Source organism: Psychrobacillus sp. FSL W7-1493, assembly GCF_038004905.1.
Taxonomy (GTDB): Bacteria; Bacillota; Bacilli; order Bacillales_A; family Planococcaceae; genus Psychrobacillus.
Map to the genome: position 1 here is coordinate 3,143,018 of NZ_JBBOSB010000001.1, position 24,215 is coordinate 3,167,232.

Sequence of the window (24,215 nt, forward strand, 5' to 3'; positions counted from 1 at the left end):
GCGCTCATTATCGCATTCAGGAGCGGAATTATCGTAATCTAAGCCATGATCGTCGTAAACCACCTAAAATTAGATGTTAAACTTAACCACCTCTAGCTACCCATGCAAAATGTATCGATAATTTCCAGTAACCAAAAGACTGGACCCCCTGTTTGAAGGGGTCCAGTCTTTTACTATGGCTTATGAAGCTTTAGGAAGGCTTGAAGAACCTGCTTCTCCCCATATTAACTCCACCCATTCAGGATGATCGATAAATGGATTGCGATTCCCCTGCCACTCCTGGATAACATTGTTTCGGTTAAGTTCAAATTCATCTACTGGATCTTGCTCATGCCATTCTAGCAAAACAGAAAGCTTTCCATGAAAAGGAGCAGAGCCATTATTCAGCTTTTCGTTAAGCTCTAAATCTACTCTATCTCCTGCTTCATAACGTGTAGCCATATAAAAAAGAATACGAGCAACATCCCCCTTGACTCTATCAGGTGGCTCAAAGGAATTTTTTGTCTTATAACAGCCGTCACAGCCACTAACTGGTGACCCGCCATTATCAAAGTCTAGGTTGCCTCTCGCACTATTCACTTGAACATCAGTTGGACGTAGGTGATGGATGTCTGTTCCTGGCCCTTTACTTGTACCAAAATCCCCATGTGACTTAGCCCACGTATGCTCGCGGTTCCATTGCCCTACATTTCCTCCGTTAGCAGTTTTAGAACGGGATTTCCCCGAATAAAACAAGATAACATTATTTTTATTATTTGGATCCTCATCTGTTTCCCGTAATGCAGCCCATGCTTGATCATAGCTAAGCTGTGTATGGCCGTCGATAATCTCATGAAGAGCTACTTTTAGTGCAGCGCCTTCTTTACCAAGAGCATCCTTATAATAATTATCTGTCGGTGAGCTTGCCGATGAGACAGATACACTGAACCGAGTCGTTACTTCTTTATCGCCGTCTGATCCGGTAACTCCTACTAAATAAGTGCCCTCTTCCAAGTCAAGGGTTAGTACCGAACCTTTAATCTTTCCAAATGTGGAAGTAAACGTTAGTTCATCCGCATCTGGATCAGAGAAATAATCCATTAATTCAATGGATTTTGTTTGACCTGCTTTTACACTCATAGCAGGTATAGTTGAAGCGATTGGTGCTCGGTTTTCTCCAGGTAAAGAAGGAACCACAATGGGTTCCCCTTTTGAATTGGTAATCTTGATAGAATCTCTTGTTGCTCCGTTAATAAAATCAAATTCTTGAATGTTTTCTGCGCCTTTTATTTCCTTAACATGTGTACCATCCACAACGACCTTAAGCACGTGTGTACCTTTAAAATCTGTGATTGCTCCATCCTTTGCCGGGACAAGGGTAACAGAATGCTCTGCAAAGCCTTCTCCTTTAAATTCTGCATATGCACCGGTAAAGAAAATCCCCTCTGTTATTTCAGATTGAGCATCCAATTCGATGGAAACGCTTGGTTTAGTAATGGTCACTCTGTTTGATTGAACATTTTTCAAGCTATATTGTTTTTCTGCAACAATTGGTGTCACTTCGTCCTCTGCAAGCAAGTCAATTTGAACCATTACAGGATCATGGTCAGAAGCACGTCCTGCCATATCTGTGAAGTCAGCATTGATATGCAAAACATCAATTTTAGTTTTGTTAGCAAGGTTATTCGTAACTAAAATATGATCTAAAACTTGTGAATTTCCTTGGTATAAATACGTGTATCTATCCGAAGCTTCCACTTTATTGATCATATTTTTCATTAATTGACCTTCATGAATTTTTAACGATTGAGAGAATTGATAGTCGTTAAAGTCTCCCAATGAAACGATATTTGCTTCTGGATTTTTCGTGTGAACATCTTTTATAAATCCATAAACTATGTTTGCAATTTGATGGCGCTGTGCTTCACTTTTATAAACTGGTGGTTGAATAGCTCCAAACAAAGGAGTATCTCCAGATTTAGAATTCCAGTGATTCGCAATCACGATTACATTCTCACCTTGGAAGTCGAATTGAGCTGCCAAAGGTTTACGACTGCTATTAAATGCACTATTGGTTGGGTCGATACGACCTGGGTTATGCGTTAGCTTACCATTTTCATAACCAACTTTAGTGGTTGCTCCACCTACTGGCATTCCTTTGGTTAACGACACACGCTCAGGGTTGTAAAGAAATCCAACACGAATATTAGCATTAGGTGCTCCACCATCCGCATTGTTGACAGGATCGATATTCACATATTCATATTCCACTCCGCCGGCAGCCTTAATCGCTGTTATTAGGCGCTCGTAGCTTTGATTTGCTTTTGAATCTCCTGTAGATTCTCCATTATTATCTTGAACCTCTGTTACTCCAACGATATCTGGACTTTGCATATCATTAGCTATAGCTCTAGCTAATTTTCTAGCTTTGTCGTCTGAAGTAGACGATTTATTATTAGAGAAATTCTCTAAATTGTAGGAAGCGATTGTCAGTTTGTCTTCTGCTTTTACAATTGTAGTTTTCTCTGGAGAAGCAGTACCTTTTGTATGTGCTGCTTGCATTTCATTTAAAGAAACATAAATTTTAAAGTTTTGATACGAGTACCCTACAACCCCAACAATCGGGCCATTAAACTTGTCTCCTGTAGCAACCTCAAAATTACGTGCCGCTCCATTTGGCTCCAATCGGAATTGAATACGATTTGGATTTTGGTTACCTTCCTCGAAAAGAACTCCACCATGAAGAGAATTGGTAGGTGCACTTTCTAATACGGTAATCAAATCTCCGTGTTCCTGAGGGGATACAGCCTTCACATTACCAACCTGCACACGCATTCCTTCTATACTTTCCCAAAAATCAATTGCATCTACTGTTGGGTTAAAAACTTGCAAGTGATCGCTATCAATTGCTTCTAAATTCATCTTTGACTCATCGATGATAATTGGCTCTGGTAAAGACACATTGCTCTTCACCACAGTAACTTTCCCGCCTTGGTCATTTCTTACATTAATTTGAGTTGTTTTCAAATCAGTTGCGTTAGCATCGGAATATCCATCATAGGCATACTCACTAACTTTCCCAGTAACCTCAACTAAATCTCCAACTTTAATTGGCCAAGCCTTAGTTCCGCTGTAAAGTAGGATTGCTTCTGAAGTATTCGAATTGTCATCAACAAACTCATCTGGCGTCTGAATCGTATAATAAGTTGAACCGTTTAGAACAAAAGAATACGTGACAACACCTTGGATTCCTTCCACCGTTTGATTTACAAAAGACGTAGTATGTCCTTCACCTTGAATATCGTGGATTTGCAGACTGTCTGTAATGATATACTCAAAGGTTTTTATCTCTGAGACTCCATCAGCCGTTACTGCTATCGTCTTTACTGTCATATTCGTTTGAACATCGATTGGTGCAGTATATTTTATGCTTTCCACAGTAGGATCTGTGCCATCTATCGTGTAATAAATTTCAGCACCGGATGTCGTAGTAGAAAGAGTAACCGTGGTCCCCCCTACATATGTCCCGCTACCTGGTGTAGCAACAACCGACTGTAGAATAGAACTATCCTCTACGATATCTGAAGCAAATCGTGGAATAATTTGATAGTCATTATTAAATTGTTGAACAATTCCTGTGATAGATTCATAGACATTACCAACTTTTAGATTTAATATTCCTTTTTCATCACGGACGATAAAGCTATTTGTTCCATCAGTGGCAGTAAAGTTATTTGCGTTCACTGCAGTTAATGTAATATCTCTCGCCTGCACGAGAAGTGATTCATTTGCTTCATTCACCTCTGCACCTGTTACAACCTTAGGAGCTGGAGCACCTACCTGTTCTTGCTTATCAACTATAGTTGCATTGTCCAATTGTAAAAGTCCAAGATATTCTGCTAGTTTACCTGATACTATAACTTCATCACCGATCGTTGCTGGCAGGCTTGCAGGTCGAACCGCAATCCCCGCCGTCCCATCTTGTACAGAAATGCTGTTTTTCAGGTTAGCAGCTACAATTGCCTTAATAGTTACTGTGTCTCCTATTTTTCCTGATCGAGCTTCAGCAACTGTGATAGATGTTGGTTCCTCTGGCTCCTCTGGGTCTGGTTCCACTGGAGTTGTTCCACCCATTGTATGAGAGCCTAGATGATCGAATGTGTCTATTGGATACGAGTCCCATTGAACAGTTACATCGTATACATCATTAGGATTTGAATCTCCAGAAAGAACAGATGCCTTTTTCACTAGCGTGACATTTTCTCCCCATTTTGTTGTGCTTCCTAGTTGACCAAAGGAATCAACAACCTCTGTGGATTTCTTTAACAGTAGAACATCGTCTCCGTTAAAGGCAGTCACAGTACTATTTTGCAAATCCCCTTTGTTTTTAAGGGCTGCATTCGCTTGATTATTATAAATTACGTAAGTTTTACCGTTAGCTAACGTGCCTGACAATTTTAGAGCAGCTGGTCCACTTGTTTTACCATTCGCATAAAGTTCTATCGAATAGTTAGAAAGGTCTAAGTCGGAGCCAGTCCCATTATAGAGCTCGATTGCCTTGTTATTGCTAGTTCCCTCTACGTACTCCGATATGATTAAATCCGTGGCATTAGTTGCCGCAACTGCCTTGGAAGGTAACGCTGGTAAAACTAGTCCAGCCATAAGTGTTGCAGACAAAAGCACATTCAAATGCTTTTTCCAGTTCCTTTTTATCATCTCTATATTTCTCCTTTTAGTTAGGGATTTTAGTATTAATAAAAGCTATAGAATGATATTTCCTAAGACCGTTATTCCGTCTAAGGTGTAGCTATCACTATCTAACTCTGAAAAGTCTGCATCGCCCTCAACTGTAATATTGAAGAAGGATACACTTCCTGATGGGCTACCAACTAATGTTAGATTTCCTTTTATTACTGCATGTTCGAGCTTACTTATATCTGATAATGATACGGTTACATCGCCTTTATATACTTTAGGCTCCTCTTTAGTTCCTGAGAAGTCATCGGCAGGGATATTTCCGCCAGGAATTTCAGTGTCACCTTGACCAGCAACATTCACAATTCTTCCTTCCACTTGAGGATCTACAGTTTTAAGAGCTGCAATATGCTCCCGTAGGTTTTCCCAGTCAGAAAGACCTAAATCAGTTACACGGCCTTGTTCATATGCTTTTTTGAGCACATCGTAACCGTCTCCACCTTTAGCAGTAAACGCGTTTGTCGCAATCATGTATTCTTGTCCATTTTCTAGCGAAACATACTTACCTGCAGCATCCTTATATTGAATAGAAACTACTCGTTGACCAACTGGTTTTGAAGAATCATAGACAACCTTTGCTCCTGATACATGAAGAAAACCTCCATTTTCCTTTGGAGACTCTTTAAAGCTAATCTCAAATGCGGCTTTTATCTCTGCACCTGAAAGCTTCATCGTCGCTAAAGTATTACCGAATGGAAGTACGGAGATTACTTCTCCAACTGTGATCGGTCCCTGATTAATAGCAGCTCGAATACCCCCACCATTTTGGAATGCCATAATTACATCTTTGTTATACACTCTTGCCTTATTTAACATGCCATCTGTTATTAAATTACCAAGTGGAGTTTCATTGCTTCGTACACTAGCTGGGTTATCTGCAGTAGCCCGTGGATTTTCTAATGCTTTAACAGCAGTCGCTCCCGTTTCCATCTCTTTTATTTCTTTAATTTTATTCGAGTATTTTTTTAATAAATTTGCTGCTTCTTCATCTTCTTTTTTATCATTTACACTGATTAGCTTTCCAGCATTCTTTACAATTCTACCGTTGTTATCAAATTCTACATCCAAAGTACCTAAAAACTCACTATACTGATAGGCTTGTACAATAACAGTCGGATCCTTGGCTTTACCGTTTTTGTCTTTAGTGACCACTACTGGGGCTTCTAGTTTTGTATGGCTATGTCCTCCGACTATAATATCAATTCCTGAAACTCTTGCAGCTAGCTCTAAATCATTGTCGTATGCCGGATTATCATCATAGCCTAGGTGAGACACCGCAATAACCTTGTTGACACCTTGCTTTTTGAACTCCGCTACCATTGTCTCTGCTGCTTTTATATAATCCGTAAAAGTTACTTTTTCTGGACTAGATATATCTTTTGTTTCCTCTGTCGTTAAACCGAATAATCCTATCTTTTGCCCATTGACTACTTTGATAATTCCACTGTAGATTTGACCGTCTTTCGCACTGCTTGCTACTTTTACATTAAACAATCCTTGAAGATCTACATCCTCTGAAAAATCGACATTGGAGCTTACAATAGGGAATTTAGATTTCTTAATAAATTCTGCTAAAGCTTGATGCCCTTCCGAACTCGAACCTAGGTCAAATTCATGATTACCAATTGTCATCACATCATATTTCATTAAATTCATAAATTCTAAATCTGCTTGTCCTTGAAATTCATTAAAATATAAAGTTCCAGAAAATACATCTCCAGCGTCAATGAGAAGGGCTGATGGCTTTTCCTTACGAAAATCTTTTACAGCTGTCACGCGCTTTGCCACATTATCTAATTGAGCATGTGTATCGTTTGTATGCATAATAGATAATTTGAAGTTAGGAGCTGGATTACTCCCTCCTCCTCCGCCACCGGACGATGGTGGTGGGCTTGGTATGGATGGTGGTGTTGGAACAGGTGTAGGCATTGGTGTCGGTATAATAATATCCATTCCAGCTTTTTTAGATACCTCCGTCACCTTGTCGATAAGCTCCTTCACCATAGGTAAAGCACTAGGAGAAGGTAAACGATTAACTAATGGTTTAATAGATTCTAATATCTTAATAGCTTCTGCCTTTTTACCTGCAGCAAGTAATTTATCCGCTTCCTTCACTTTCATGTAAATAGTGACAGGTATCATTAACTGATCTCGTTTTTGATTTGCAGGCTCCTTATACTGATCTAGTAATAGATCTCTAGCTGCCTTACCAGAAAAACGGTAAAGGATAACTGTTCTATTTTTTAGCTGAACTGAAAGCTTGTGATAAAGTGATTCAACCTTTTCCCAATCCTTTGCACTTTCCGCTTTTTTAATATCAGCCATTATAGGATTTAAATACTTGTCCGCGTAATTATAAGCATCAATATAAGGTATGATCCCTTTAGTAACACGCTCCTCGTATAATGCATCCAAATCTCTCAACATAGCAGCCTTGTTTGAAGCGTTCGATTTTTGTATAGCACTTCTTGCCTTTTGATAATTCTTCTTTGCCAAGTTTAATGCCGGATATAATTCTGCGCTAGTTGCTACCTGACCGTTCTGAGCAGGAACTACATAAGCATATGCAGCCTCCTTCATGTCTTTTCTTGCCTGATCCACCATCGATTGAAGTGAACTATTAGCATAACCTGTATTGCTTGAAACTAGCAGAGAAGTTGTGAGTACTGCTGCCATGACAGATTTCTTCATCTTGTTGTTCATGATTTCCCTCCATATTTTTAGTCACTAGACAAAAGTAATATTCATCATTCCAATGTTCCTGGCAAATATAGCAATCTTACGTATTAAGAACAATCAGCCATTCATTAACGTTTTGTAAAATTAGATTTACATTAATCACTTTTATAGAAAGCACGAACGATTAAAAGAAAATGGAAAACCATATACTTTTCTCTGTCCGCTCATATCACCCACGCTTCCGTTCTTTTTTTGTTAAACAGAAACAATATAGAGTAAAGGGAGATTTTAAATAGGATGTACAACCAAATAGGATTCTTTCTACAAAACAAGTCGAATTTTTGGGCATCTCATAATAAATAGATGAATCAAAAAGTAATGGACCAAGTAATATCGGGCTATGGGAAGCGTGAGGATTTATGTTTATGGGGATTGTAGTAATCTACGGGGTGATTGTCGTAAACTAGAGCTCGATTGTCGTAAAATACTCGGTGATTGTCGTAAATTAGCCCGTCATTGTCGTAATCTACACTCTGATTGTCGTAAAACACAAAAAAACTGCCTCCCTAGGTGTAAAACTCACCTAACAAGACAGCTCAATTACCCATTCAGTTCTTCCAAGAAAATCTCCAGGCTCTACCCGGAACCTTACATAAGCCAACTATGAGTAGGAACGACAAAATCCCGGCTACTAACGATAGCGTCATATAGCTAGTTTGAGCCGCAATCACACCTGACAAGCCGCCACCCGAAACTCCAGCGAGCGCTACCCACACGTCAATCGACCCTTGTCTCTTCGCCCGCGTCGCAGGTACGGTGGAGTCGACAATCAAAGCTGTACTGCTGATCAAACCGAAATTCCAGCCTAGCCCGAGTAAAGCAAGCGCCACAATAAGCATGCCCAACGAGTCACCTGGTGCAAATGCTGCCACTAACCCTGCACCCAGCAGTGTAAATCCAGAAGCAACCGCGATTGCCACACGACCAAAACGATCAACTAGGATCCCAGTAACAAGTGAGGGTAAATACATCGCAGCCACATGAAAGCCAATGACAAGACCGACTGCGTTCAAGTCATGTCCATGATGCCTCATATGCACGGGAGTCATTGTCATAATGGAAACCATCACGACCTGAGTGATGACCATAACGGCAGCCCCGATGAAAATACCTCTCCTATCCTCTATTTCCTCTTCCACACTTGAAGTATCCTGTTCCACCTGCTTATTAATAGCAGTCGAAATTACTAACGGATCTGGTCGCAATAAAACCCAAAGAATTGTTCCAGCCAATAAATAGGCAGCTGCCGCCAATATAAATGGCCCAGCAAGAGATGGAACCCCGATAGACTCAGCAAACTCTCCCATAACCCCTACTAAATTTGGACCCGCAAACGCCCCTAATGTGGTCGATACCATCGCAATACTAATTGCTGTACCTCGTTGCTTGGCAGTGGCTAAATCTGTCCCGGCATATCTTGCCTGCAAATTTGTCGCTGACCCTGCACCATATATTAACAAGGAGGCAAACAGCAAAATGATACTGTCAGTCATAGCAGCAGCAACCACCCCAATGGCACCAATACCACCGACTATAAATCCTCCTGACAAGCCATACCTTCTACCATAACGCTGTGACATTCTTCCAACCATCAACGCCGCTCCAGCTGACCCTAACGTGAACAAGGCAGTAGGTATACCTGCATAGCTATCAGTCCCTAGCATATCCTGGGCGATCAACGCCCCCACGGTTATCCCAGCTGCCAACCCCGCTCCTCCAAAAACCTGTGACAAAACGACAATCCACAGCGTTCTTTTATATAGTCGCTGTATTTCCTCTGGAGAATCTATGTATTTTTGAATTTCAACTTTTCCCTGTGAAATATTAACCACCCCAAATCCTATGCTTTTGAACTCCTCTGCAAACCCTTTAGCCAACTATATATTATGATTCCAGCAAAAGCGCCAGTACTATCGATCATAACATCCTTTACCTGCGCTCCCCTTCCAGGTACGAACAACTGATGAATCTCGTCACTAACGGCATATACAATGCAAGTGGCCAAGGCTAATAACATACTTTTTTTACCGCGAATCTCACTTACCCGGAAAGCTCGGACAACCAATATTCCCAATACAAAATAAATAAGAAAATGTGCATTCTTTCGTACGAAATGATGTAAATTATCAACAAATAAATCCGACTCCGGAGCAACAGCTTCCACCACTGATAAAATTACCTCTGTTACCCCTGTGCTTAATTCCTTTGAGTCATCAGCTGGTTGACTGGAGAAAAAGAAGATTAACCCCATCCATAAAACCACTGCTAAATACGACCAAATTTTCGACATATAACCTCACCTTTAAAGCTTTTCTTATCAAAAAAGCAACTAAAGCCATAGCTCTAGCTGCTATTAATCTTACATATTTTTATAGACGCCCGTACGAAGCAATGCTTGCTTTAACGAGCTAAAAGTAGAAATTTTACCGAAGTCCAGCCCTAGCTGAACAGATGTATGCGCAACCTCTGGGCGGATGCCCGAAATATAAGGACGAATTCCTAGTAAGCTTAAAACCTCCATAAACTTATACAGTTCATTGGCAACCATTGTGTCAATTATTGAAACTCCAGAAATATCAATAAATAGCTTATCTAATCCAAGTTCTATACACTTTTGTGGAATTTCATCAGTTAGAGCCTTTGCTCGATATGTATCCACGTCCCCAACGATTGGCAATACACCAACCTTTTCTAATATAGGTATAATTGGGCTGCTCAATTCACGGATTAATGTTTGTTGAGCATTGAACCGAGTAGTAAAAAGATAATAATAGCGCTTGGAGAACTCAAAAATCAAACGGTCAAACGATTGATTATACGTCGTGCTCCATTTGATTATATTTGCATTGGAAATTTCCTTCTCTTTTGCATGGACAAAACGTTCGACATAGCTCCAAATGATCTCTCTCGTTTTGTTAAGTGCTTCTATAACATGATGAATGGCTATATCATTTTCCACTCTATTTTTGGCAACTGTTTCAGCCCAAGTTTTTAAAAGATCGGAGAAGGAATTCTCATTCCAAAACGCGGTAGCGACTGTCCTAATAGTTAGGGCATTTTGTTCCCTCAATAATTCGTCTTGTAGAGGATTAGAGTTATTAGAATAAAAAGGATCTGTAAAATTTCTTTTTTCCTCCAGCCATTGCTGTGTAATATATGGAGAATTTTCAATTAAATAATCGTATAGTTGCTCATTAATAGAAGACAAAGGCTCCCCTTCTTTCTGTCTAAACAATAATATCTCTATTATAAATGTTTCGGTGGAAAAAAGGTATTTTATTCTATTTTTAATTAAAAAAAGCAACCGAAGTTAAACTCCGGCTGCTTAAATATATTTATTTTGAAAATCTTCCTGCAAAGTCCATTGTGCTACATTTTTCCAATGGAAGCTTAACACTTTTACCTTCTGCAGCTGATTTATAAATAGCTAATACTAACTCAAGTGCATTTCTACCGTCCACTGCTGTTACATAAGGATCTCTGTCGTTTTTAATCGCATCGATCACATCTGTATATAGTGGGTTGTGTCCAAATCCATAAACGGATGGTGGATTTTCGTAGTATTTTGCTTTTACTTCTTCAGAGTTATCTTTGTCATCAGCAAACATCCACTCTTCAATGATGTTAACAGACTTACCACCGATTTTAACAGTACCTTCTTCACCAAACACATAAAGTGTTTCTTCTAGGTTTTTAGGGAAGATATTCGTTGTACCTTCGATAATTCCGTAGCTTCCATTTTTAAAGCGAACTAGCGCCATACCAAGGTCTTCCGCCTCGATGAAGCCGTGCATTAGATTGTCCGTCATTCCAACAACCTCTACGATTTCGTCGCCCATCATCCAACGTAACAAGTCAATATTATGTATACATTGGTTCATCAACGCGCCGCCATCTTGCTCCCAAGTACCGCGCCATGGAGCTTGTGTATAGTAATCTTCCCCACGGTTCCAACGGATATGAGCAGTACCGTGAAGTAATCGACCAAAGCGACCTTCTTCCACAGCTTCTCTCATTTTTTGAACAGATTTGTTAAAGCGGTTTTGGTGACAAGCACTTACTTTAACGTTTTTCTCTTTAGCTAAAGCGATGATTTGATCTGCTTCCTCTAAAGATAAAGCGATTGGCTTCTCGATAATTAGATTGCTACCATGCTCGATACAATCTAAAGCGATTTGTGCATGCTTTCCGCTTTCTGTACAAATCCCGATTAGCTCAGGAGATTCCTGCTGAAGCATTTCCTTGTAATCCGTATATTTCTTCACTGTTTCTGGTAGCTCAAACATGGAAATAGTTGCATCCATTTTGCTCTCGTCCACATCACATAAAGCCACAATATTTAAATTATTTTCTATAGCTGCAGCAACATGATTAGGAGAGATTCGTCCACACCCGATAATTGCATATTTTAAACTCACTTACGTCTTCCTCCTTTGTAATATCCAAAATCTATATGCTCTTATGTTATCCAAACACTTAAAGTTGTACTCTTAGTGAATATCCTCACATAAAGCCTACACTATTATATCATATTCCAATCTATAGTTTTATCAACTAAAAGTTAAACTCTTCATTTTGGAAATAAAACCTGCACGTGATCTAACAAGCGCTTTTACTAATTAAAAGGACGTGCATTTTCTACTAAATGTTTCTTTTTGTTCATTTTTTATTCCTGCGAGCTACCTTATTTCTTCCTACCGGTGATAAATGTCTCACGAACGGTGATAAATCTCTGCGAACGGTGATAAACTCTCGCTGAACGGTGATAAATCTCTGTGAACGGTGATAACTTTCAAAACCGTCTCCAGAAATGCTCTTACTAATTGAAAACGGATTACTTTTACAAGAAAGCCTCCGAAGCAATTTTCGGAGGCGATACAATGTTAGTTAAAATCATACATCCGACCTTTAATCAGATAAGCGGTGCTTTCTGCTATGTTGGTGATGTGATCGGCTGTGCGTTCTAAGAAACGGTTGATGAATAGGAGCTGGACAAGCTGGGCTGTGTCCTCGGGATGTTCGCTTAAATATTGAATGAGATTTTGGTAGTTAGCTCTGCTATTTGCATCAACCTGGTCATCAAGGTCGGCTACTTCCTTAGCAAGCGCAATGTCTTCATCAACAAACGACTTCAACGATTTTTGTAGCATAGTAATGGATACAGTCTTCATCGGCTCAAGCTTTGTCATGTGTAACAGGGATTCGCGCTCTCCAATTTTAATAGTTGCCTTGGAGATGTTAACTGCAAAGTCAGCGATGCGCTCGATGTCGCTTGATATTTTCAGCACGCCAATAATTCGGCGTAAGTCACGAGCAAGCGGCTGTTCTTTGGAGATAAACCAAATAGCCATCTGGTTTATTTCCTTTTCCATGTCATCGATCGTATTGTCTTTTTCAATTGTCTTTAAAGCAAGCTCGATGTCCTGCGTTTCTAATGCTTGATAGGAGCATTCTAGCTGCTCCTCTGTAATTCTTACCATTTCAGCTAGCTTGTTTTCTAGCTCCTGCATGTTATTTTCAAAGTTTTCGCGTATCATTTTCCGTCTCCCATCTTATTATCCGAAACGACCAGTAATATAATCTTCTGTTCGAGAGTCACTTGGTGTTGAAAAGATAATGTCTGTTTGATCGTACTCGATGACTTCCCCATTTAAGAAAAATGCTGTTTTATCAGAGATTCTAGCTGCCTGCTGCATATTATGTGTCACAATCACAATCGTGTAATCTTTTTTCATTTGTGTGATAAGCTCTTCTACCTTAAGCGTTGAAATTGGATCTAGTGCAGAAGTTGGCTCGTCCATTAAAATCACATCTGGCTTCATGGCAATCGCACGGGCGATACACACACGCTGCTGCTGTCCACCGGAAAGTCCTAAAGCAGACGTTTTTAATCTGTCCTTCACTTCGTCCCAAATCGCAGCCCCACGAAGACTTTCTTCGACGATCTCATTTAAATCCTTCTTGCTTTTAATGCCTTGCATACGTGGTCCATAAGCTACATTATCAAAAATGCTCATCGGGAACAGGTTCGGCTTCTGGAACACCATTCCTACCTTTGTGCGTAGCTTGATAACGTCCTGACTTGCATATATATCTTCCTCGTCAATAACAATTCTCCCAGTGATTTTCACTCCATCGATTAAATCATTCATACGATTTAACGTACGTAGGAATGTGGATTTACCACAGCCGGAAGGGCCAATCAATGCAGTTACTTCTTTCTCCTGGATACCTAAGGAAACACCATATAACGCCTGCTTCTCCCCGTAGAATAAATTCAGGTCGTACACATTAATTTTTGATTGCTCCGTAGTTGTAATTGCACCATAGCTTTCAGCGGTAGATTTAGAAAGTATTTTCTTCATATTGGTCTCCTTCGTTTAATGATTTGCCTTATTGAATTTCTTCGATATATACGTTGCAGACAAGTTAAGGACTAAGATGATCACGATAAGGACAATACCAATGGCTGCTGCCAATTCAATATTTCCCGTTTCCTGTGTAACTAAGTACGAATGTACTGTTAACGTTCGTGCTGAAGAGAAAATACTATCTGGCATCGCCGCAACTGTTCCTGCTGTTAAGAAGATTGCTGCTGATTCTCCCACGATACGTCCGATGGAAAGAATAATACCTGACAAAATCCCTGGCATCGCACTTGGCAAAATAATTTTATAAAGCGTTTGTAGCTTCGTCGTCCCGAGTGCTAGAGAGCCTTCTCGATACGTGTTAGGTACCGTCTTTAATGCCTCTTCCGTCGTTCGGATAATGACTGGTAAAACGATAATCGTTAATGTCAGGGATGCCGCGATAATAGACATACCAAGCTTTAACGTTGCCACAAAGAATACCGCACCAAACAATCCATAAATGATAGAGGGAATCCCTGTTAAACTTTCAGTTGCATAGCGAATAATTTTCACTAGTCGACCTTGCTTTGCATATTCGTGTAAATACACGGCTGCTAAAATACCAATTGGTGTAGCAATAGCCAGTGAGATAATAATCGAATAAATCGTCGTGACGATCATCGGCCAGATGCCCCCGCCCTCAGTTGGAGAGTAATCGCCGAATATAAAATCGAAACTGATTAATCGAAAGCCTTTATAAAAAATATAACCAACAATGACAACGAGAATGGCAACCGATATAAAAGCGGAAAACCATAAGAGGCCACGTAAAACATTATCCTTTACCCTATTCATATCAGTTGCCTCCTCTTGCTGTAATTCTAGCTAGTACGAAATTTAAAATTAGAATGAAGGAGAATAAAACGATCCCCGTTGCAAATAACATTTCCTGATGAGTTCCAAACGCATATCCCATCTCTAAAGCAATATTCGTAGTCAACGGTCGAACACTGTCTGTAAGGCTTGTAGGGATGATCAAGCTGTTCCCCGCAACCAATATAACCGCCATCGTCTCTCCGATAGCTCGTCCTAATCCAAGGACGATCGCTGCCATAATTCCAGACTTTGCAGCAGGAACAATTACTTTAAAAATTGTCCCAATATGAGATACACCAAGCGCTAAAGAGCCCTCTGTGTATGCCTTAGGTACAGCACGTATTGAAGTCTCTGCTACCGTTACAATCGTAGGAAGCATCATAATGGCTAGCACAAGAATGACAGCTAGCAAGCTTTGCCCTCTCGCTAAGCCAAAATTGTCCTGTAAAAATGGAACGATAATCGCCAGTCCAAATACCCCGTATAATACGGAAGGGATCCCAGCTAAAAGCTGAATAGCTGGAGAAATTAATTTAGCTAGCCATTTAGGTGCGATCTCTGCTAAGAAAATCGCGGTGAACAAGCCAATTGGAACTCCAATGATTAATGCACCAATTGTCGCGAATAGAGAAGCCACGATCATTGGGAAAATACCGAATTTATCCTCACTAGGAACCCAGTCCGAGCCGAATATAAAGTCTATAAAGCTATAGCCCTCTGCTATAAACGGATAGGATCCTTTATAAAATACAAAACCTACTATTAACGCTAAACTGATTACCGATAATAAGGCGCAAGCAAGGAAAACCTTTGCAGATAAACCTTCTAGAAAATACTTGCGTTTGTTCGCTTTTTCTATTTCAACGGTTTGCTTTTCGTTTGGTGGTGTAGTCACGCAAGTTCCTCCCATTATGTAATTTCAACGGATTTTATTGAAGAATAGGGATAGCCCCAGCCTCCGAAACTATTTCCTGTCCTTCAGGATTTAAAATATAATCGATAAATTGCTGACCAGCCGCTGTTAGTTCGCCTTCCTTATAAACGAATAAGAATGGTCTTGAAAGACTGTACTTTTCGTCCAGCACGTTTTGTGCGGTCGGCTCTATGCCATTAATCTTCATCGGGTAGATCGTTTCATCGATATATTCAAAGGAAATAAAGCCAACTGCGTGCTTATTTGTTGCCACTGTTGTCTTGATATTACCGTTCCCACTAGCAACAATCGCATTTCGAATCAATTCCCCAGAGGAATAGCCGACAATTTCCTGGAACGCATCACGAGAACCAGAGCCGTCCTCACGCGAAACAACTACGATTTCTAAGTCTTCCCCGCCAAGCTCCTTCCAGTTCTTCACCTTACCAGTGAAAATCTGCTTCACCTGTTCCATCGTTAAGTTTTCCACCTTATTTGATGGGTGCGTCACAATAACAATCCCATCATAAGCAATGATAATTTCTTCTAATTGAGCCGCTTCCTCATCCTTTAAATCACGAGAGCTCATCCCAATTTCCGAAACACCATTTGTTGCATTGGTAATACCAGCTGACGAACCAATCTGGTTTACCTCTATTTTGACTGATTCCGTTTCCTCATACTTCATCGCCAGCTTCTCTGTCAAAGGTCCAACCGAAGTAGACCCAGATATAGAAATCGTCTGCTTATCGCCATTACCCTGCCCCGAATCATTACCTCCACAGCCAGCTAACAACGCAAACGGAATCACGAGAGAAACAATCGCTTTTTTAAATAACATGGACAACCTCCAAAAGTTATAGACTTCTATCTACTATCCATCATAAGGCTAATTTCTTAACCTTCTATTAACTGAATGTAAAGGTATTGTAAACTTTCTAAAAATGAATTAAATATATTGTGAATTTAATGAAAAATCGGTAAAAAGATATGGTGTGAATAGAGAGATTTGGGGACGGTTAAAATTGTTGAAGTGTCAGGATAACCGCACCTAAACGGAGCTATTTGTCACCTAAATTTGAGAAAGTGTCAAGTAAACTGGAGCTGCGCACATAAAAATTAAAAAGTGACACCTAAATCAGCGATAACCGCACCTAAACGGAGCTAGATGTCACCTAAATTTGAGAAAGCGTCACCTAAACCGGAGCTGCGCACATAAAAATTAAAAAGTGACACCTAAATCAGTGATAACCGCACCTAAACGGAGCTAGATGTCACCTAAAATTGAGAAAGTGTCACCTAAACCGGAGATGCGCACGTAAAAATTAAAAAGTAACACCTAAATCAGCGGTAACCGCACCTAAACAGGAGCTATCTGTCACCTAAAATTGTGACAGTGGTACATAACAGTTAAGAAGTGTCCCATTAACTATGCGGAAAGCGCCCATTAATCAAGTAGAAATGTCCCATAAAATGAAGAAAGTGACCCATTAACTAAATCGACCACACAAAAATCAAAAAATGTCCCATTAACCAAGGAGAAAGCGCCCATTAATCCAGTTGTTTTGTTACAAAAAGTCTATTACGCTAAAAGCACAAATAAACAGGAATCAATCATAAAGCTGTTTCGCGTAGTTTGGTCTTCAACTAGTGGTCATATGTATAATAGAAGGAGGACAAAATTCAACTCAATAAAAAAGCCGATGTAAGAGAATGATTCTCTTTCATCGACTTATTGTTGCTTATAGCTTGCCGAGCTCATCTATAAAAGCGGGTCGTCTTGCATACTGTGTGTTCAATTGCTGGATTAGCTCTGCTTGTTTTTCCTCACCAGCATACGTTTTGTATCTCTTAATTATTTTACATACGCCTTTGTATCGCTTTCTGTCCGTGGCTGATTTTGCGGTGGAGTGTATATAATTTTGATACATTTCTATAATGTCCTCTGGATATTTTTCCACTAGCTGATCAGCATAGCTTTCTAGCTGACTTGGATATCCTTTCACATAATGCAAAAGCTCCTCTAAATCGTTTTCTTCGAGGATAATTTTCAAGTATACTTCCCTTGCATTCCACCCTTCGGAAACTTTTAATTCATTGATTAGAGAATTATAAAATGTGTCATCTTGGGCAAGCTCTTTTAACTCTTTATAATATTCAAAGTCACCGGACAGCAATAGCTCTTTCGCAAGCTTCTTCTGCTCTTCTTGAAGTGAAAGCTCTTTATAGGCTACGTATCGCTCCTTCTTCCAATGTATCACTAAACCTCGGAGCTTTTGGTCCTGCTTTTCTCCCTCCAAAGCAAGCTCTATCACTCGCTCATAATTTTTCTTCTCCATATGCTGATTTATCAATAGCTGTCGAAAGAATTTATAATGTATATTTCCTTCAATAAAAGAAGCCTTTTCCTCGTCAGAATCGTATTTTACTATTAAATTCCATAATAACTGAAGAAGACTTTCCTTATAATAATTCGAGTACGCATCGTCTGACTCCTCTTTTATCATCTTTTCCAATTTGGCTCTATACTTATTCCTCAAGACTTCTATATCCGCAAACTCCTCGCAGATTTCTAATATATTCAATTTAAAATTGGACCATCCATCAAATATGCGTCGATCCACATGCTTCATTAGTTTATTAAATATGTCTATTCGTAATTTCACGTCTAAAGGATCGCAATCCATTGCTCGCTCGCCAATAAGCCCTAATGTTTCGTCTATAAGTGACCCTATATCTCCGTCCGAATCATCTGCATATTGGAGTGCCTTCATACCTTCATCTAGCACGAGTAATCCAATATTAATAGCTATTAATGTATCTTCCGTTTCTTTAATCTTCTCCAACAGTTCTTCGAAGTCCATTACAAATGCATAAGCATTTCGACGAGAGATATAGCCTTCTCTACCTTTATGCTCTTTAACAATAGAAGAAAGTAACTTTTTACACTGATCTAACAAATTAGTTTCATTCGTTTTTGCATATTTAAAAACCAACTTTTCCCCAAACTTTGAATCCTGTTCTACCATTTCCATTAATATTTCCACCAATTTGTCTTTAGATAAATCATTCAATACCTCAAAGACAGCAGGCTTTTTCTTCCCCACCATTTCACCATCAAATTCATCTTCCAGTATTTTAAAATAAACAGCAGCTTCATGCTTGCAAACAGGCCCATAATCATATGGACAACCACAGGAGGAATAAGATATTTCTCCGTTCTCTTCTATCATGACAATAACTCCGTAATCTCCACTACCCTGTACAATAAAATTATACGTATATTCATCCTGCTTATAGCTCTTTATGACCCTATCTTCTCTATAATAGTCAAAGCCTCGCATCAAAATTTCTTGGTCCATTCTTTCTTGAAAGTTATTTAGATTCATTAGTAAGGCTCCTTTTTATTAGTCTAATTAAAACAAATCATACCAATAAATTGCTCTCAAAAATAGTTATGAAAGCTAGATCATTAATTAAATTTCCAACGTTTTTTCCCAAACTTTTAGGGTATAACTAACAACGATGAACAATTTATTGGAGGTGCTGGAATTAGTGGAAGAGCAAACGATATCTATTGTAAAGCAGTCACTGAATGCATTATTGGAGAACGAGACGTTTTTGCCAGAGTTACAGGGTGAAATGCGGATTAAGGCCTTTACTTCGTTGAATGCGATTTTATCAACGCCGAATCAGATACATAAGTCCTTCCTGCGTGTCCCGCTTGAAAGTGGAGAGGTAGTTCGAATTCCTTCTTATCGGGTGCATCATAATGATGCGCTTGGTCCGTATAAGGGTGGGATCCGTTTTCATGAGTCGGTTAATGAAGAAGAGGTTATTAACTTAGCGTTTTTAATGACTCTAAAAAACGCCCTGCATGATGTGCCATTTGGTGGAGGAAAAGGCGGAATCGTTATCGATCCTAAAAACTTCACCGATAAGGAGCTACATCGTATTTGTACGAAATACGTTCGTTATTTTAATCATGTACTTGGTCCTGACCGTGATATTCCAGCACCAGATGTTGGTTCCGGTGAGCGTGAAATGGACTGGATGATGGCTGAGTACAAAAAGATTAACCAAGGGCAGCCTTATCTCGGTAGCTTTACGGGTAAGAGTGTTGCGAATGGTGGATCATTAGGTAGACGTGAAGCCACAGGTAAGGGTGTTTATTTCACCTTCCGCTATATGCTAGGCAATTATGCAAAGGAACACGAGCAAACACTAGCCAGCTCCGATAATCCTTACGCGAAAACTTTAATGGAACACGCCAACCGGCCACTAAATGTAGCTGTTCAAGGGTTTGGTAACGTTGGCTCAGTCACAGCACTCGAGGCAGCTAAATGCGAGCATTTACAAAATAAAGTCGTTGCTGTAAGCGATAGAAATGTAACACTCTTTAATAAAGAAGGCTTAGATATCCAGTCACTTGTCCAATTCTCTGCCGGGAACAAGGGTGACCTACCAACGTCAGAGCAACAGCTAAAAGAAGCTGGAGTCACAGCGACTATCTTGAGTAGAGAAGAAATTCTTACGATGGATGTGGATGTTTTATTCCTGGCTGCTTTAGAAAATCAATTAAACGCAACGAACAAAGCCGAGATTAAAGCCCGGATTATTGTAGAAGGCGCAAATGCCCCAACGACAAAGGATGCAGATCAATACTTGAGCCAAAAGGGTGTCATCATCATACCCGACATTTTAGCCAATGCCGGTGGGGTAATCGTATCCTATCTAGAATGGCTACAAGGACGCGAAACCCAATTTTACTCCGAGGAAGAAGTCTACAACCAGCTTCTCGATAAAATGAAACATACGATGGACACGCTGCTCCCACTATACTTCAGCGACCCATTACCGCTTCGCCAAAACTGCTTTATCCATGCGGTAATTCGATTGTCTACAGTCCTGTATCGACAAGGAAAACTATATTAATAAAAGGATGGAGCGACGTCAGTCACTCCATCCTTTTATTGTTAGCGGGAACCAGTAGTGAATTGTGTCTGACACAGGGACAGACACAATTTCCCCTACAAAATCGACAAGAACTGTCTGGTTCTCTCTTCTTTTGGGTTAATAAATATTTCCTCTGATGTTCCTTCTTCCACTATTACTCCCTTATCCATAAAAATGACTCTATCCGCCACATCTTTTGCAAAGCTCATTTCATGGGTCACGATGATCATAGTCATTCCTTCTCGTGCTAAGTCTTTAATGACCTGTAGCACTTCTTTCACAAGCTCTGGGTCTAACGCTGAGGTAGGCTCATCATAGAGCATGACCATTGGATTTAATGCTAATGACCGTGCAATTGCTACTCTTTGTTGCTGTCCACCTGATAATTGAGCTGGGTAGTAATCACATCTATCCCCAAGGCCAACTTTTGTAAGGAGGGCCTTCGCTAATATTCTAGCCTCTTCTGATGGGGTCCCATGTATTATTATTGGTCCCTCCATCACATTTTCGATGGCTGTCTTATGCGGAAATAGATTGAACGATTGAAATACAAAGCCTGTTCTCTTTCGTAGTTCCCTTATTTCCTTTTTTCGCTTGCGATTTGCTTTGCCACCTGCATCTACTTGATAGTCACCTAAGCGAATAAGACCCTCGGTGGGCTCTTCTAGGAAATTCAAACAACGCAAAAAGGTGGATTTTCCAGAGCCACTTGGGCCCATAATGACAACTACTTCACTTTTATCAATCGTTAAGTCTATCCCTTTTAATACCTCATTTGTTCCAAATGTTTTTTTCAAATTGTTAATTTGAATGATACTCATAGACATCTCCTATCATTCGTATTTATCGAACCAAGTATTTTGATGTACGCACTTCTAATTTATCTAAATTGGTTGTGAAGAACGTTATTAATATCCAGTAAATGGCCGCTGCTAGTAAGTAAATTGTGAGTGGTTCAAAAGTTTTTGCAATGATTAAACTCGACATTTGCAATAGCTCAGTTACGGTTATAACCGATACTAAGGAAGTATCTTTGATCAACACAATAAATGTGTTTGATAAGGTAGGAATAGATATGCGAAGACTTTGCGGGAGAATAATTCTTCTTAATGCTTGGGAATACGTCATTCCCAAAGCTAGGGATGCTTCCATTTGACCATGATCCACTGCAAGAATAGAAGCTCTAAAGGACTCTGATAAGTAAGCACCAGCATTTAAGCTTAATGCCACAATTCCAGAAGAAATCGGGTCTAAAGAGATACCGATTTGCGGTAAACCATAGTAAATGACAAAAATCTGAACAAGAAGAGGAGTTCCACGAATAATCGAAACATATGCTGTTGCAATTCCGTTTAATACTCTTACTTTTAATATTCTTATGATTGCAGCAAAAAATCCAATAACGAGTGCTATTACAATAGATATTGCCGCCAACAAAATAGTCATTAAAGTTGCCTTGAGTAAGGATGGCAACGAATCAATAATGATCGTAACATCCATACATTCCCCTCCTTTCGTAACTTTTTAATGCCGGACTTAAAATATAATCTCTTCACTAAATTCTATTTGAATTCCTAAATTAAATAACTCGTCCATAAATGGCTGAAATCTCTCGTTAATGATTAAAATTTCTATCGGAACAACACCTGTCTCTCTAATCTTTTTATTAGCTATCCATTTCGCCATAATTGCTGCAGGAATGGCAGTAGTTTTAGCCATTGACGTAATATTTCGCTCATGATCATACAAATCAACCATTTCCCATGTAAGTTTGGTAGATTTACCATCCTTGGTGCCACTAACTTCCACTCTTAAGACGGTTACATCCTCATGAGAGGCACCAATCATTTTAGGTGCAAGAACTTGTTCTGCAAATGCCCGTGGTGTTATAGTAACCCCTGCTACCTTAATAGGAGTGTTATCTAGAAATCCTAGCTCTCCTAAAACGTTCATCTTGCCCCAATGTCCCGGATACCTAACCGTTTTTTCGTATAAATTTTTTACTTTATCTTTTAAAATATAAGCAGTGCTATGTGCATCCGTAATAACTGCTTCACAATTACCTACAGGCTGAGGGAATGTCATCTTTTCTAATCCTGATAAAGGAGCTAGTTCTATAAGCTGTCCATGTTCAACCGCTATTGCTGGTTTTGTATATAGACCTAGCACACTCTCCAGTCTAAAAACAACCTGATACCACAATGGTGGGACTGGATGTCTCGGAATCCCTCCACAAGTCATAATTGCTTCTTCGGCTTCGTCTAGCATTTCAATTCCTTGAGCGGCCAAAAAATTTGTTATTCCAGGAGCTACTCCACAGCCTGGAACGATAATGACTCCTGCATTTTTGGCGGCTTCCATCAGTTCTACTTTTTCTTTGAATAAAGACCCAACTAAGTCTACTAAATGACAACCAGACTCTATCGCAGCTTTTATAGCAACTAGACTCAAGGAATGAGGAAGACAAGCAACGGCCACATCGGCACCCTTCAATACCTCAGCTATATCTTCTATTGTTTCTAAGGAGGTAACCCTTCCAACTACTTTAGGACTATTGGAAACCTCTAAACATTTATCGACACTTTCTTGTCGTACATCAACCGCAGTTATTAAGTCTATCTCCGTAAATTTTGCTAGTTCGCTTACGACAGTTGTCCCTATCATCCCTGTGCCTAAAACTATGATATGCAAGTTTACTCTACCTCCTAATGCTTCTACTTTTCTTTATTGTTCTACCGGGTCTGATCCAAACCACTTTTTATATATCTCGTTATAGGTTCCATCTTCTCTCATGTCGCGTAAAGCCTCGTTTACCTTCTCAATGAAGTCTTCGTTACCTTTATTGACAGCCATTCCTACTTCATCCACCTTCAAAATGTCACTCGCAACTTTAATCGGCAGCTTATTTTCTTTTATGTTATAGCTCATTAACAATTGGTCATTTATAATTACATCTAATCTTTCATTTTTAAGATCTTCTAGGTAATCGGTAAAAGCTTTATACAGCTTCACATCTGCGCCTTCTACACTGTTTGCGATTTCTTCAAAAGTCGTTCCACCGCCAACACCAACTTTTTTCCCCTTAATATCTTCCAGTTTATTAATATCATTTGTTTCCTCACGGGTGATTAACACAGAGCCTGTAATAACATATGGGTCAGTAAAATCTACACTTTTTTTCCTTTCCTCTGTCACAGTCATCTGGCCAATAATAATATCGAACTTATCAGCCTTTAAGCCACCTATTAAACCTTCCCACTTGGATGTGATAAAATTAGCCTTTACACCTAATCTCTTAGCAAGCTCATTTGAAATATCAACATCAAAGCCTGTTAAATCACCATTGTCATCTAAATAGTTAAATGGCGGATACGTTCCCTCAAATGCAACATTCAGCACTTTTGTTTTTTCCATACGATCTAATACCTTGTCCTCACCAAACCCACAACCCGCAATTAAGCTCATAACTAATAAAGCCACTATGCTCAAAACTATGCTCTTCTTCAACACTTGTCCTCCTCTGTCTATTCATTAGAAAATAAATTCCCTTTCAAACAATGTATTCTTTATGATTGGCTTTTATTAACAGATAATCTAATAAATATATTCGACTCAATTAAAATAACCCGAAGGAACAAGAATCACGG

Annotated in this window: 17 protein-coding genes; 1 reads left to right on the forward strand and 16 read right to left on the reverse strand. The window is 39.6% G+C overall.

The features are described from left to right. Window positions 1–180: 180 nt before the first annotated feature. From MKX96_RS15715 to MKX96_RS15770, 12 genes are all read right to left on the reverse strand, one after another. On the reverse strand, window positions 181–4,695 hold the full coding sequence (locus tag MKX96_RS15715) for an endonuclease (protein ID WP_340885070.1): 4,515 nt from the start codon (window positions 4,693–4,695) through the stop codon (window positions 181–183). 45 nt (window positions 4,696–4,740) lie between these two features. Further along, entirely contained in the window at window positions 4,741–7,437 is a 2,697-nt protein-coding gene (locus MKX96_RS15720) for a 5'-nucleotidase C-terminal domain-containing protein (protein WP_340885072.1), read from the reverse strand. Between the two features lie 584 nt (window positions 7,438–8,021). After that, window positions 8,022–9,317, reverse strand: coding sequence for an MFS transporter (locus MKX96_RS15725; protein ID WP_340886081.1), 1,296 nt, complete (start codon window positions 9,315–9,317; stop codon window positions 8,022–8,024). Continuing rightward, window positions 9,314–9,763: a VanZ family protein gene (locus MKX96_RS15730; RefSeq protein ID WP_340885076.1), complete on the reverse strand. Its 450-nt coding sequence runs from the start codon at window positions 9,761–9,763 to the stop codon at window positions 9,314–9,316. The genes MKX96_RS15725 and MKX96_RS15730 overlap by 4 nt, the downstream gene beginning before the upstream one ends. A 69-nt stretch (window positions 9,764–9,832) precedes the next feature. Further along, on the reverse strand, window positions 9,833–10,681 hold the full coding sequence (locus MKX96_RS15735; RefSeq protein ID WP_340885079.1) for an STAS domain-containing protein: 849 nt from the start codon (window positions 10,679–10,681) through the stop codon (window positions 9,833–9,835). A 127-nt stretch (window positions 10,682–10,808) separates the two neighbouring features. Next, a complete protein-coding gene (locus MKX96_RS15740; protein WP_169361322.1) occupies window positions 10,809–11,891 on the reverse strand; it encodes a Gfo/Idh/MocA family protein in 1,083 nt (360 codons plus the stop codon). 465 nt (window positions 11,892–12,356) lie between these two features. Continuing rightward, window positions 12,357–13,010 carry a phosphate signaling complex protein PhoU gene (gene phoU / locus MKX96_RS15745; RefSeq protein ID WP_340885082.1) on the reverse strand — a complete coding sequence of 218 codons (654 nt, stop codon included), beginning with the start codon at window positions 13,008–13,010 and terminating at the stop codon, window positions 12,357–12,359. An 18-nt stretch (window positions 13,011–13,028) separates the two neighbouring features. Next, complete coding sequence (gene pstB / locus MKX96_RS15750) at window positions 13,029–13,838, reverse strand: phosphate ABC transporter ATP-binding protein PstB (protein ID WP_340885085.1); 810 nt, start codon at window positions 13,836–13,838, stop codon at window positions 13,029–13,031. 15 nt (window positions 13,839–13,853) lie between these two features. Further along, a complete protein-coding gene (gene pstA / locus MKX96_RS15755; protein WP_340885087.1) occupies window positions 13,854–14,678 on the reverse strand; it encodes a phosphate ABC transporter permease PstA in 825 nt (274 codons plus the stop codon). A 1-nt stretch (window position 14,679) separates the two neighbouring features. Further along, entirely contained in the window at window positions 14,680–15,594 is a 915-nt protein-coding gene (gene pstC / locus MKX96_RS15760) for a phosphate ABC transporter permease subunit PstC (RefSeq protein ID WP_340885089.1), read from the reverse strand. 34 nt (window positions 15,595–15,628) lie between these two features. Beyond that, the gene (locus tag MKX96_RS15765; protein ID WP_340885091.1) at window positions 15,629–16,453 is read right to left on the reverse strand and encodes a phosphate ABC transporter substrate-binding protein; all 825 of its coding nucleotides are present in this window, start codon (window positions 16,451–16,453) and stop codon (window positions 15,629–15,631) included. A gap of 901 nt (window positions 16,454–17,354) precedes the next feature. After that, entirely contained in the window at window positions 17,355–19,001 is a 1,647-nt protein-coding gene (locus MKX96_RS15770; protein ID WP_340885094.1) for an SWIM zinc finger family protein, read from the reverse strand. Window positions 19,002–19,167: 166 nt separating this feature from the next. Between MKX96_RS15770 and MKX96_RS15775 the strand changes: the two genes are divergently transcribed. After that, window positions 19,168–20,547, forward strand: coding sequence for a Glu/Leu/Phe/Val family dehydrogenase (locus MKX96_RS15775; RefSeq protein WP_340886084.1), 1,380 nt, complete (start codon window positions 19,168–19,170; stop codon window positions 20,545–20,547). 95 nt (window positions 20,548–20,642) lie between these two features. On the opposite strand, the gene MKX96_RS15780 is transcribed toward MKX96_RS15775, so the two are convergent. Genes MKX96_RS15780 through MKX96_RS15795 form a run of 4 tightly spaced genes read right to left on the reverse strand, consistent with a single transcriptional unit; the run spans window position 20,643 to window position 24,075 of the window. Continuing rightward, window positions 20,643–21,389 (reverse strand): amino acid ABC transporter ATP-binding protein, encoded by a 747-nt coding sequence (locus tag MKX96_RS15780; RefSeq protein ID WP_340885096.1) that lies wholly within the window; start codon window positions 21,387–21,389, stop codon window positions 20,643–20,645. 22 nt (window positions 21,390–21,411) lie between these two features. Continuing rightward, window positions 21,412–22,068 (reverse strand): amino acid ABC transporter permease, encoded by a 657-nt coding sequence (locus MKX96_RS15785; protein ID WP_340885098.1) that lies wholly within the window; start codon window positions 22,066–22,068, stop codon window positions 21,412–21,414. A 36-nt stretch (window positions 22,069–22,104) separates the two neighbouring features. Continuing rightward, complete coding sequence (locus tag MKX96_RS15790) at window positions 22,105–23,259, reverse strand: saccharopine dehydrogenase family protein (RefSeq protein WP_340885100.1); 1,155 nt, start codon at window positions 23,257–23,259, stop codon at window positions 22,105–22,107. Between the two features lie 33 nt (window positions 23,260–23,292). Then, complete coding sequence (locus MKX96_RS15795; RefSeq protein WP_340885101.1) at window positions 23,293–24,075, reverse strand: transporter substrate-binding domain-containing protein; 783 nt, start codon at window positions 24,073–24,075, stop codon at window positions 23,293–23,295. Window positions 24,076–24,215: the final 140 nt, after the last annotated feature.